The following is a 12,017-nucleotide window of genomic DNA, read 5'->3' on the forward strand; positions in this document are numbered from 1 at the left end:
CGGACGGGACGCCGCCCGGTCCGGGTCACCAGTTCGCCGGCTCCGCCAGGTTGTACGAGGACGCGATCCGCGCGTGGTCGTGGAAGACGGACAGCACCCGCTGTCCGCTGGGAAGGCCGTCACGCCAACCGGTGCAGTAGATCCCCGACGACCACCGGATCGACTTGGACGTCTTCGGCAGAACCGGGATACCGGTCCTGCTCACCTTCTTCGCGCCGTTGACCCAGATCTCGATCGCGCCGTCGGTCTCATGGAACTTGAGCCGGGTGACAATCCGGATCCACGTTCCGCGCAAGTTCGTGATCTTGCTGATGGTTCCCCTGAAGCCGCCGGACCCTCCGTACCTCAGCTCGTCGTTCTGGATGAACATCAACTCCCAGGGTCCGGAGGGGTTCTCCGGCGACCACTGCTGGAAGGTCACGTTCTGGTCGTGGAACTGCCAGTTCGGCGCAATGTAGATCGCCTGGCCGTAGTAGCGGTCCTGGCCCACGACCTGGGAACCGTGCTGGACGGTCTCGGAGTGGTAGCCACCGCCTTCGTTGATATAGGTCTGCTGCGCCTCGATCGCACTGTTCCCCTTGTACACGGGGTTGCCGACGTTGCGCAGGACTCCCTTCTTCTGCGGCTTCTGCGGGTAATTGTTCCAGTTCTGGACGTTGCCGGTGTCCTCGAAGAACACCCCGGGCGGCAGGGCGGCCTCGGCAGGGTCGGTGGACCCGACGACCACCAACCCGCCCGCCATCGCGGCAACGGCGAGGAACACGGTGATGCGGTTCTTGAACACGTGATCACTCCTTTGCGAAGCGGAAAGCCATGGCCGCGCTCGGCATCATGGGGTGTGGCCGAAGTCCCCGGACACGCCCCCCCAGCCGCTCGCCGACAGGGGACACCCCGGCGGAGCCAAGGGGGAGGGCCGCCGATCGATTCCGAAGCGACAGCTGCACCGCGGCGGGCACAGCAGCCGTGGTCGGCGTAAGGATCCGGGCGGTGGGGACTCGAGCTCACCCGTGGACCGAGTATTGGTCTAGACTAATTCGCAACGTAGCGCTGCCCGACTGACACGTCCAGGCTCGGGCGGGGGCAATTCAGCGGAGACGCCGCTTGCGCCGGGGGGAACTCGATCTGCACGCGGACCTCCCGGCCCGCAGCGGGACTTTCGCAGGACCGCGTCCATCTCGGCGTTCCACGCCGGGACTCCCAGCCACTCACCCCTTGCAGGGCACGGGGATTGGCCTGCCCCTGATGGGGGATGTCGCGCGGGCCCGCGCCGAAGGCATCGGCGCACAGTTGGGCGAACCAGCGCACGCCCGGCACCGCGAGCAGCCAGCCCACCACCGCCCACCCCAGATGCAGATGACCCAGCATCCGACCCAGCGCGGCGACGCCCTCCGCCCGTACGGCGCCGTCGTCCGTCTCGTACTTCATCCGGCGCAGCGGGCGGGGATGGTGCTCGGCCGGTGCGAGTTCCATCGCGACCGGCCGACGATGAGCCACCCAGCGGCCGAACCGGCTGCACGGGCCGCAGGTCTGCGACACGTACAGCCGCGCCGGTGCGCTGCCGCTCCACGGCTTCCAGCGCGGCAGCCAGGCGCGCACCCCGGCCCTGTTGGCGGCCCAGTGCTCGCCGTACGCCGCACGCAGCCCGGCGGACTCGTGCCAGTCGGCGAGCCCCGCGCCGTAGGCGAAGGACACCACGGCAGCGGCGAGCAGCCGCCAGTCCAGCGCGATCAGGCCCAGCAGCCTGTGGCTGAGCACGATCGACAGCTGCATGGGGTTGCGGACGTACGCGTACGGGCCGCTGGTGACGAGTCGGCTCGGCGGGTCGTACGGCACGGGCGTGCCGCCGCCGCGCTGGACGAACTCGCGGACGGCGACGACGCCGAGCAGCAGAGGGACGGCGAGGAGCTGGACCGTGACCGCAAGACCGGCTGTTCCGCCCGGGATCTCCGGGCGGATCAGGCCCAGGGGCAGCGCGAACATCAGCACGCCGCTGAGCAGCATCTGGAGGGCGGCACGCAGGGGCAGATGCGTGCCGCGTACGGTCCAGCGGGCCAGCAGCAGTCCGGGCACGAGCGCGGCGGCCATCGCGACCGCCTCACCCGCGAGCCAGTTGCCGCCGAGCCGTACGACCGGGTCGGCGAGCGGCATCACGAGGAGGTCGAACCAGGCGAGTCCGGCGACGAGGAGCGGCAGCGGCATCCGCTCGGCGCCCGCGAGAACGGGCAGTGCACCCCAGAGCAGGGCCCAGCCGATCAACAGGTCGACGGGGAGACCGGCCACGGTGCCGCCGTCGGCGTGGAAGGTCCACCACCCGGTGCGTAGTGCGAGGAGGTTGACGGCGGGCAGCCAGACCGCGTTCCAGGCGGTGGCGAGAATCGCGGCGCCGATGGCCGGGCGTCCGGGCGGCGGCCGCAAAGCGACGGCGGCAGCGGTCGCGAGCAGCGGCCCGAAGAGGCATACGGCACGGATGAGCACGGGGTCTGCGCCGCTCGTCGCACTCATCGGGCGGCCACCGCGGACGATGAGCCGGAGACGGAAGCGAGCTCGGAAGCCGATGCGTCGAACGTGTCGGACAGATACGCCGCGGCCTGCTCCATGCCGTAACTCTGCAGGGGGCCGAAGTACCAGCCCGGGTCGTACGTGCGCCGGTAGTGGAGAGTCCAGGTGACCTCCGTACGGCGCCCGGCCGTGGGCCGCCAGGTCACCTCCGCGGATCCGAGGTCGAGCCAGCGGGCCAGGGTGGTGTCGCGCTCGACGCGGAAGAGGACGCGCCCGGGGGCCCGTTCGGCGACGACCAGGCGCATGGAGCGCGGTGTGGGGCGCGCGCCGATACCGAGGGACTTGCGCGGGTTGAAGGTGATGACCCGGTCGTCGCCGACGTCGAGTCCCGAGCCTTCGGCCTTCTGCGGGTGAGGGAAGGGGATCTTGAGGAAGACGGGTTCCGGCGCGGCGAAGCGGGGTGGCGCGGCGAGGGCCGCCTCGTACCGCGCGGGACCCACGCCGAAGTGTCGTTCCAGCGTTTTCATCGACCGGTTTAATCACTCGATTAAACCGTATGATGAAGACACAACGGGAGGATGGTCAATGACGGTGGACACCAAGGACCGGCTGATCGACGCGGCGACGGCCGTCCTGAAGACCCAGGGCTACAGCGGTACGAGCGCCCGTACGGTCGCCAAGGAGGCCGGGGTCAACTCGGCGCTGGTCTTCTACCACTTCGGCGGCGTGGACCAGCTGCTGCTCGCCGCACTGGACCGCTCGTCGGCCGAACGGATGGCCCGGCACAGCGCCACCGTCGCCGACGTCCGGACCCTGGAGGAGCTGGCCGAGGCGGCCACCCGCATCTACCGCGACGACCTCGACGGGGGCCACATCACCCTCTTCTCCGAGCTGGTCGCCGCGGCCGTAGCCAAGCCGGAGCTGCGCGAGCCGCTGTCGCAGCGCGCCGAGCCCTGGCTGGAGTTCATCGAGGCGACCCTGGAGCGCGTGATCGGCGGTACCGCGCTCGCCCGGCTCACCCCGCCCCGCGATCTGGCCAATGCCGCGATCACCTTCTATCTCGGGGTGAACCTCTTCACGGTGCTGGATACCGACCGCTCGCGCACCGACTCGGTCTTCGCCATGGCCCGCCGGATCGCCCCGCGCGCCAAGCTGCTGACGATGCGCCTGCCCAGCCGGCGCCGGACGGCCGGCGGACCTCGGTGAGCGCAGCCGTGCGTGGGGCCCGCTCAGCGGCATCGCAGCGGTCGCAGGCAGCCATGCCGGGCGGCCTGCTCGCGCCCCCTGTCCGCAGTCGCCGGTGACGGTCGTCGCCCCAGAGTGGCGATCGCGGCGCTCCCCATTGACTGGCGATAACTTTCCAGCTATGCGTGTTTCCTGACGATTCCTTGGAAATTTCCTTCACGCGCCCGCCCGTCTCCCACCCGTCTCCCACCACCGCCCTCAACCGAGGCCCTACGGGCCGCCCCTTCGACCGCCACGCACCTCCTCCCGGAAGGAGTGCACGTGCTCCCCGAAGAAACGTCCTCCCCGAGACCCGACGCGAGACCCGACGCCGGAACGTCGGTGACGTCCCGGCCCTCCCGACGCGCCGTCCTCGCCGGCGCCACGGCCGCCACCGCGGCCGTATCCCTCGCCGCGACCGGCTCCGCCGCCCACGCCCTGAGCACGCCGTCCCAAGCCGACCGACAGCGCCTCCGCCGGCTCATCTCCCGGATGAGCCTGGAGGAGAAGGTCGGCCAGCTCTTCGTCATGCGGGTCTTCGGGCACTCCGCCACCGACCCCGACCCGGCCGACGTCGCCTCGAACCAGAAGGAGATCGGCGTCAAGAACGCCGCCGAGCTCATCGCCCGGTACCACGTCGGCGGCATCATCTACTTCACCTGGGCGCACAACACCCGGGATCCGCACCAGATCGCGGACCTCTCCAACGGCATCCAGAAGGCCGGACTCGCCCAGCCCACCCCCGTACCGCTGCTCATCTCCACGGACCAGGAGCACGGCATAGTGGCCCGTGTCGGCGCGCCCGCCACCCTGATGCCGGGAGCCATGGCCCTGGGTGCGCACGCCTCGCGCGAGGACACCCGGATCGCCGCGCGGGTCGCCGGGGCGGAGCTGGCCGCCCTGGGCATCCGTCAGAACTACGCGCCGGTCGCGGACGTCAATGTGAACCCGGCCAACCCGGTCATCGGCGTGCGGTCCTTCGGCGCCGCCCCCGAGGCCGTCGCCCGGTTGGTCGCCGCCCAGGTGGAGGGCTACCAGAGCTCCGGCGTCGCGGCCACGGCCAAACACTTCCCCGGGCACGGCGACACCGCCGTCGACAGCCACTACGGCCTGCCGCTCATCACCCACAGCCGGGAGCAGTGGGAGCGGCTGGACGCGCCGCCCTTCAAGGCCGCGATCGCCGCCGGCATCGACTCCATCATGACGGCGCACCTGCTCTTCCCCGCCCTCGATCCGGCCGACGACCCGGCCACCCTCTCCCGGCCGATCCTGACCGGCATCCTGCGCGAGAAGCTGGGCTACGACGGCGTGGTGGTGACGGACTCACTCGGCATGGCGGGCGTACGGCAGAAGTACGGCGACGACCGGGTGCCGGTGCTGGCGCTCAAGGCGGGTGTCGACCAGCTGCTCAACCCGCCGGTTCTGTCCGTCGCCTGGAACGCGGTCCTGAAGGCCGTACGGAACGGCGAGATCGAGGAGAAGCGGATCGATGAATCGATCCTTCGCATCCTGGAACTCAAGACCCGCCGCGGCCTGTTCCGCGACCCGTACGTCACCCACAAGGGCGTGGACCGGACCGTGGGCATAAGGCCGCACCTTGTCGCCGCCGACCGGGTCTCCGAGCGCACCACGACCCTGCTGGTGAACACCGGCCGTCTGCTGCCGCTGAACCGCCGGAAGCAGCGGAACCTGCTGGTCGTCGGCGTCGATCCGGCCGCGCCGTCCGGCACCGGCGGCCCACCGACCACCGTTCTCGCCAAGGCCCTCAAAGAACTGGGGTTCACCGCCACCGCACTGTCCACCAGCACGGGAAGCCGGCCCGACCCGACGCAGGAGAAGATCGACGCGGCGGTCGCGGCGGCGAAGGGCAAGGACGCGGTGATCGTGGCGACGTACAACGTGTCCGCCAAGTCCTCGCAGCGCTCGCTGGTCTCGTCGCTCGCCGAGACCGGCGTACCCGTGATCCACCTGGCCATCCGCAATCCGTACGACATCGCGCGGATCACCGGCGCCCGGGCGTCGCTCGCCACGTACTCCTGGACGGACGTCGAGCTGCGCGCGGCTGCGCGGGTCATCGCCGGCCGGGCCCGTCCGGTGGGCAAGCTGCCGGTGCCCGTCCCCCGGGGGGACGATCCGGACCAGGTGCTGTACCCGATCGGGTACGGGCTGTCGTACTGACTCCCGGGAGACCCCGGCGGTGGCGGGAACCCGCGGCTGCGCCTGCGGCGCGGTGTCCTTCCTACCTGCCCGCCCTGAGCGGAGCGGGCAGGTAGGAAGATCGGCGCGAAGCGCCGAGAGGCAACGGCCGCGCCTTACGGGCGCAGGAATTGCCGGAGTTCGCGCTCCACCGGCTGGCGGTCGAGCTTGCTGTCGGCCTTCGCCAGCGGCTTCGGCAGGATCTTGCCCTGCAGGACGCCGGCCGGGGCGACGCCCGCCCACTCGAGCACCTCGGCAGTGGCCTTGGCCTGCTCGTCGGCCCTCAGGCCCAGGATGTTCGCGCCGTGGTTGGCGCCGGGAGCGGTGTAGACGTACGAGTCCTCGGAGCCCTCGCCGAGCCGGAACGGTTCCGCGCCCCACGGGTCGTTCTCGCCGTAGACGAAGAGCATCCGCTCACTGCGGTCCATGACCCAGCGGTCGATGTCCCGCATGACGCTGTTCTTCCACTTCATCGGGATGTCGCGCGGCACGAAGGCCCGCGGGGTGAAGTACCCGGGGTAGCGCAGCAGGCCCTTCAGGTGCGGGTACTCCAGCGTCGGTGCGCCCAGCTCGGTGCCCGCCTGGTAGTAGTACGGCGTGTACGGCGCGAGGCCCTGGTCGGTGTAGAAGGAGAAGCCGGACTTCTCGTCCACGTAGTCGTACAGCTCCTTCGTGGAGGCGGTCGGCTTGGGCACGGTGGCGCAGTCCTTCTCGGAGCTGTACTGCCAGAAGGCCCAGACGAAGTCGAGCACGACGCTCTCATACGCCTTGTCCAGGCTGCCCACGGTGTTGAAGGTGGCGCTGTTCTCCGTGGCCCACTTGCCGTAGAGATCGACCATCTCCTTGCGGCGGACGAGCGCCTCGCGCTGGACCGCGTTGAGGGCGTCGCGGCACGCCTTGGTGGAGACCTTTTCGAAGAATGTGTCGTAGGCGGAGTCCTCGCGGTTGTTCACGTCGTTCGGAGCGACGTACGCGACGGTGCCGTCCATGTCGTTCGGGTAGAAGCGGCGGAAGTAGGTGGCCGTCATGCCGCCCTTGCTGCCACCGGTGGCCAGCCAGTTCTTGCCGTAGATCTCTTTCAGCGCCTTGAAGATGCGGTGCTGGTCGCTGGCGGCCTGCCAGATGTCCAGTTTGGACCAGTCGGCCGGGTCGGGACGGGACGGTGTGAAGAAGCGGTACTCCATAGAGACCTGGTTGCCGTCGACGATCCGGGTCGGCTCGCTGCGGCCGGGGTTCGTGGAGACGTTGTAGCCGGAGGTATGGAAGACCGTCGGACGGTCGGTGGCCTTGTGCAGCACGGTGAGCCGCTGCTTGAAGGTGCCCTTGGACGGGCGTCGGTGGTCGATCGGCTGGGTGTAATTGAGGACGAAGTACCGGTATCCGACGACCGGCTTCTCCTCGATGAGACTCATACCGGGTATCGCGAGAATCCGGTCCTTTATGTCCTCGTTCGGCTCCGCGGCGGTAACCGCTCCGGCCGCACTGCCGGCCCCGACGGTGCCTATGAGCACCACGAGCGCCAGCAGCCATCTGAGCGACTTGCGCATTCGCCCTCCCCTGGGTTTTGCACATGGGTATGCAAAGGTCGCCGCGAACCTACCGGTGCAACTCCCGCGGCCGCCAGACCTGATACGCGAATGCGTTCGACACGGTTTCGGCTCAGCAGAGGATCCAGCCGGAGCTCACCCGATGACTGCCGATGGAGCCGCGGACGAGGACACAGCGCCCGCCCGCCGACACCCGGACCGGGCCCGCGTGGCGCGTGTACCAGCCGCTGTCCGTGTACGGGTGGCCGCCGCGCGCCTGAACGCTGACGCTCATCTTCCGCTTCGGTCCCGGATTCTTGGCCACCGTGACCGCGCACACGAAGTTGTTGCTCTTGTAGATACGGACGTAACCGGAGGCGAAGGTCAGCGTCTTCACCTTCCACCCGGGGCACCGGGCGGCCTCAGCTGCCCGGGCGGCACCGGCCCCGGCCAGTCCGACCATCCCGAAGGCCACGACGGCCGCCGCCCCCAGCGCTATTCGACGGCTTACCGCACCACCGCGCACGAGTGCCTCCCCCACGGGGTCAGGTGTCCGACGTTCGGACACAAGGCCGATCGCCAAGCTACACGCGCATGGTGGTGCGGATGGTTCCCGGGGTCCCCGGGCCGGCCGATCCTGGGGGCACGCCCCCTTGGCTTCGCCGGGGGGACCCCCACCCTGGGGGTGGGGGCACCTCCCAGCGGTAGTCCCCCTGGGCCTAACGGCCCGGGCGGGGGCACCCCCGGCGTTAGCTGGGGGAGTACCCCCAGGGGAGGGTCAGCCGGTGGGGAAGTTGTCGGGGGTGCGGATATGGTCGCGGACCCAGACGCCCGCCTGCTTGAGGACGGACGTCCCGGCCCAGGTGCTGCCTTTGCAGGTGCCCTGCTTGAAGACCGCGCCGGAGCGGTGGTCGTCGGAGAAGTTCCAGTTGGTCCAGCCGATCTTCTTCTGGGCCATCAGGTCGAGGTACTTCTTCGACATGGTGAAGTCGTTCGCGCCCTCGCCGGCGTAGTTCTGGGTGCCGAACTCGGTGACGAACATGGGGATGCGGTCCGCCGCGCGGGACAGCGTCTGGAGGTACTCGTCCTTGTGCGAGGCGGCGTAGAAGTGGAAGGTGTACATGATGTTGGAGGCGTTGACCGGACTGTTCACGACCTCCTTCTCGTCACTGCCCTCGGAGACGCCGAGCGAGGACCAGGCTCGGGTGCCGACGAGGACGACTCCGTCCGGGTCGTTGCCGCGGATCACCGGGATGATCTTCTCGGCGTAGCTCGTGACCTTCGCCCAGCTCACGCCGCTCGGCTCATTGGCGATCTCCCAGAGGACGTTGGTCTTGCTGCCGTGACGCTTCGTCATCTCGGTGAAGAAGGTCTTTGCGCGGTCGAGGTTGTAGTTCGGGTCTCCCGGGTCGAGCATGTGCCAGTCGACGATCACATACATGCCGCGGGCCGTCGCCTGGTCGACGATCTGGCTGGCGAGGTCGGTGAACCTCTTGGGGTTGCTCTCGTAGCCGCCCTCCTGGACGTACGTCGAGACACGCAGGATGTCGGCGTTCCAGTCCGTGGCCAGGGCGTCGAGTGAGCCGTCCGTGACGCACTGGCTGTACCACTGGGTGCCGTGGGTGCTCATGCCGCGGAGCTGGATCGGCTTGCCGTCCTTGTTGCAGAGCTTGGTCCCGCAGACCGAGACCTTGCCGTTGATGCCGACGGGGGTGTCGGCGGCCGGGGCGGCGGCGGCACTCCCGGAAGTCGTGGCCAGAAGTGCCGCGCCGAGGCCGAGCGTCAGGGTCATGGCGAGACCGGTGAACACCCGCGCGGTGCGCGAGCGTCCGGACATGGGGGTTCGCACGTGACTCTCCTAACTGTTAGGAAAGTTTCCGAACTTTTCAATGGATGAGAGCAGCGATGACAGTGTCCCGTCAAGACATCCGACACCGGCGTATGAAACGAACCATCCGGTCAGCTCACGTTGAGCCGGCCGGACGGTTCGGAGGAGGACGCGGTGCGGGCCGTGTCCGTGCCGCCGCACGGACACGGCCCATTGCCCGGGGCGGGGTGGGGCAATGGGCCGGCCGGCGGGCCCGACCGGCGACTGTGCACCCGCGTGCAAGACGATGAGGGCAGCCTGCCGTCCCACCGGCGGCCCCTGCAGTTTCCGGTACGGTCGCAGGCCATCACTTCACGCCGGGGCGGCCTCCGGCTCGCCGACGAAGGTCCGCCAGAGGCGCGCGTAGTGGCCGTCCGCCGCGAGGAGTTCGGCGTGCGTGCCGTCCTCGACGACGCGGCCGTGGTCCATGACCACCACCCGGTCCGCACGCGCCGCCGTGGTCAGGCGATGGGCGACGACCAGCGTCGTACGCCGCCCCGCGAGCCGGTCCGTGGCCCGGTTGACCAATGCCTCGGTCACCAGGTCGAGGGCGGCCGTGGCCTCGTCGAGCAGCAGGATGCGCGGGTCGACGAGCTCCGCGCGGGCGAGCGCGATCAACTGCCGCTGGCCCGCGGAGAGGTTGCGGCCCCGCTCGGAGACCTCGTGGAGGTAACCGCCGTCGAGCGAGGCGATCATCTCGTGCGCGCCGACCGCTCGGGCGGCGGCCTCCACCTCGGCGTCGGTCGCCTCCGGGCGGCCGTACGCGATGGCGTCGCGCACGCTGCCCGGGAAGAGGTACGACTCCTGGGGCACGACACCGAGCCGGTGCCGGTAGCCGGTGAGGTCGAGCTCGCGCAGATCGGTGCCGTCCACCCGGACCGTGCCGGCCGTCGGGTCGTAGAACCGCGCGACCAGCTTGACCAGCGTCGACTTGCCCGCGCCGGTCTCGCCGACGAAGGCGACCGTCTGGCCCGCCGGGATGCGCAGATCGATGCCCGCCAGCGCCTCGTCGCCCGCCGGCGGGTCCGCGGTGCCGTACCGGAAGTGCACGCCCTCGAAGGCGATCTCGCCGCGCAACGACCGTACGGGCCGGGGCTGCTCCGGGACCGCGGTCGTGGCGGGTTCCCGCAGCAGCTCCTGGATGCGGCCGAGCGACACGGTCGCCTGCTGGTAGCCGTCGAAGACTTGTGAGAGCTGCTGAACGGGCGCGAAGAACAGGTCGATGTAGAGCAGGTACGCCACCAGCGCGCCCGCCGTCAGCGTCCCCGCACTCACCCGGCCCGCCCCGACGATCAGCACCAGCGCCGCGGCGACCGACGACAGCAGCTGGACGAAGGGGAAGTAGACGGAGATCAGCCACTGTCCGCGCACCCGCGCCTGCCGGTAGGCGTCGCTGCGGGCGGCGAACCGCTCGGCGCCGCTGCGCTCGCGGCGGAACGCCTGCACGATGCGCAGCCCGGCGACGCTCTCCTGGAGGTCGGCGTTGACCGCGCTGACGCGCTCCCGCGCCAGCTCGTACGCCACGACGCTCTTGCGCCGGAAGACGACGGTCCCGACCACGAGGACGGGCAGCGTGGCGAAGACGACGAGGGCGAGACCCGCGTCGATGAGGACCAGCACGACCAGGATGCCGAAGAAGGTGAGCAGCGAGACGACCGCGGTGACCAGGCCGGTCTGGAGGAACGTGGACAGCGCGTCCACGTCGGTCGTCATCCGGGTCATGATGCGGCCGGACAGCTCGCGCTCGTAGAAGTCGAGCCCGAGCCGCTGCAGCTGGGCGAAGATCTTGACGCGAAGGCTGTAGAGGACGCGCTCGCCCGTCAGGCCGGTCATCCGGGTCTCACCGATCTGGGCGGCCCATTGGGCCAGTACCACGAAGAGCGCGAGCGCGGAGGCGGTCCACACCGCGCCGAGGGCGAGCCGTTGGACGCCGTCGTCGATGCCGTTCCGGATGAGGAGGGGGAGCAGGAGACCGGCGACGGCGTCGACGGCGACCAGCGCCAGGCTGAGCAGCAGTGGCGCGCCGAAGCCGCGCAGCAACTGCCGCAGCCCGTAGTCCTTCTCGGACCGCACCGCTCGCTCCTCGTCCACCTGCGGGGTGTCGGTGGCGGGCGGCAGCGCGGCGACCTGCGCGAGCAGTTCGGGCGTGGCCGGCATCCCGGCCAGCGCCCCGGCGATCCCGGGGCCCGCGGCGACGCCGGCGGCGGGCTTCGGGGCCACGACGGCGTCGGCCGTGCCCACCGCGGTCGAGCCCGTGCGGGGTTTCGCGCCGGAGCTGTCCCGGCCCCACAGCTCGGGCGTCACGCCGTCCACGACGCGGCGCCGGGCGTTGACGGGCTCACAGTCGATCTCGGCCTCGACCTCGATGCCGACGTCGAGCCGCAGATCCGCGTCGGATGCCCGGCGGTCCGCGGCGTACGCCCGCTCACGGCGCCACGCGGGCTCGACGCGCCGCCACCAGTCATCTTCCTTCTGCTCGACGAACTCCGGCTCGACGAACTCCGGCTCGCCGGGCCCGGTGGCCGACGCCTTGCCTCCGGAGCCCCCGGCACGGTCCGACGCCTGCAGACCGGCATCGTCGCCATCGCGCTCCGACGATGCGAGCCCCGTCGGCGAGCCATCGCCATCGAACGTCCCGGCACGGCCCGAGTCCCGGCGCGCCAGACCATCGGCCTCCTCCCGCCTCGCCTCGGGGTGCCCGCCGG

Annotated in this window: 9 protein-coding genes; 2 read left to right on the forward strand and 7 right to left on the reverse strand. The window is 70.3% G+C overall.

What is annotated here, in order from left to right; translation table 11 throughout:
- Window positions 1–25: 25 nt before the first annotated feature.
- The 3 genes from ACTWQI_RS28230 to ACTWQI_RS28240 all read right to left on the reverse strand — a co-directional run bounded on the left by ACTWQI_RS28230 (window position 26) and on the right by ACTWQI_RS28240 (window position 3,026).
- Window positions 26–784 carry a heparin lyase I family protein gene (locus ACTWQI_RS28230; protein WP_443274693.1) on the reverse strand — a complete coding sequence of 253 codons (759 nt, stop codon included), beginning with the start codon at window positions 782–784 and terminating at the stop codon, window positions 26–28.
- 245 nt (window positions 785–1,029) lie between these two features.
- The gene (locus tag ACTWQI_RS28235) at window positions 1,030–2,502 is read right to left on the reverse strand and encodes a methyltransferase family protein (protein ID WP_443274695.1); all 1,473 of its coding nucleotides are present in this window, start codon (window positions 2,500–2,502) and stop codon (window positions 1,030–1,032) included.
- Window positions 2,499–3,026 (reverse strand): hypothetical protein, encoded by a 528-nt coding sequence (locus tag ACTWQI_RS28240; protein WP_443274697.1) that lies wholly within the window; start codon window positions 3,024–3,026, stop codon window positions 2,499–2,501. The genes ACTWQI_RS28235 and ACTWQI_RS28240 overlap by 4 nt, the downstream gene beginning before the upstream one ends.
- 58 nt (window positions 3,027–3,084) lie before the next feature.
- Here ACTWQI_RS28240 and ACTWQI_RS28245 point away from each other — a divergent pair, with 58 nt between their 5' ends.
- A complete protein-coding gene (locus ACTWQI_RS28245; protein ID WP_443274699.1) occupies window positions 3,085–3,705 on the forward strand; it encodes a TetR/AcrR family transcriptional regulator in 621 nt (206 codons plus the stop codon).
- A 360-nt stretch (window positions 3,706–4,065) separates the two neighbouring features.
- Window positions 4,066–5,901, forward strand: coding sequence for a glycoside hydrolase family 3 protein (locus tag ACTWQI_RS28250; RefSeq protein WP_443274711.1), 1,836 nt, complete (start codon window positions 4,066–4,068; stop codon window positions 5,899–5,901).
- Window positions 5,902–6,035: 134 nt separating this feature from the next.
- Here ACTWQI_RS28250 and ACTWQI_RS28255 read toward each other — a convergent pair whose 3' ends face one another.
- From ACTWQI_RS28255 to ACTWQI_RS28270, 4 genes are all read right to left on the reverse strand, one after another.
- Entirely contained in the window at window positions 6,036–7,466 is a 1,431-nt protein-coding gene (locus tag ACTWQI_RS28255; RefSeq protein WP_443274701.1) for a S28 family serine protease, read from the reverse strand.
- Window positions 7,467–7,578: 112 nt separating this feature from the next.
- On the reverse strand, window positions 7,579–7,986 hold the full coding sequence (locus tag ACTWQI_RS28260; protein WP_443274703.1) for a hypothetical protein: 408 nt from the start codon (window positions 7,984–7,986) through the stop codon (window positions 7,579–7,581).
- Window positions 7,987–8,223: 237 nt separating this feature from the next.
- The gene (locus ACTWQI_RS28265; RefSeq protein ID WP_443274713.1) at window positions 8,224–9,237 is read right to left on the reverse strand and encodes a glycoside hydrolase family 5 protein; all 1,014 of its coding nucleotides are present in this window, start codon (window positions 9,235–9,237) and stop codon (window positions 8,224–8,226) included.
- Window positions 9,238–9,624: 387 nt separating this feature from the next.
- A partial coding sequence (locus tag ACTWQI_RS28270) for an ABC transporter ATP-binding protein (RefSeq protein ID WP_443274705.1) occupies window positions 9,625–12,017 on the reverse strand: 2,393 nt, incomplete at its 5' end.

Source organism: Streptomyces sp. KR80 (assembly GCF_052245555.1).
Taxonomy (GTDB): Bacteria; Actinomycetota; Actinomycetes; order Streptomycetales; family Streptomycetaceae; genus Streptomyces.

What these genes read in the sequence shown, in the direction of transcription:
- ACTWQI_RS28235 (WP_443274695.1), bottom strand. Translation starts at nt 2,502, where the DNA reads ATGAGTGCGACGAGCGGCGCAGACCCCGTGCTCATCCGTGCCGTATGC.
- ACTWQI_RS28240 (WP_443274697.1), bottom strand. Translation starts at nt 3,026, where the DNA reads ATGAAAACGCTGGAACGACACTTCGGCGTGGGTCCCGCGCGGTACGAG.
- ACTWQI_RS28245 (WP_443274699.1), top strand. Translation starts at nt 3,085, where the DNA reads ATGACGGTGGACACCAAGGACCGGCTGATCGACGCGGCGACGGCCGTC.
- ACTWQI_RS28255 (WP_443274701.1), bottom strand. Translation starts at nt 7,466, where the DNA reads ATGCGCAAGTCGCTCAGATGGCTGCTGGCGCTCGTGGTGCTCATAGGC.
- ACTWQI_RS28265 (WP_443274713.1), bottom strand. Translation starts at nt 9,237, where the DNA reads ATGACCCTGACGCTCGGCCTCGGCGCGGCACTTCTGGCCACGACTTCC.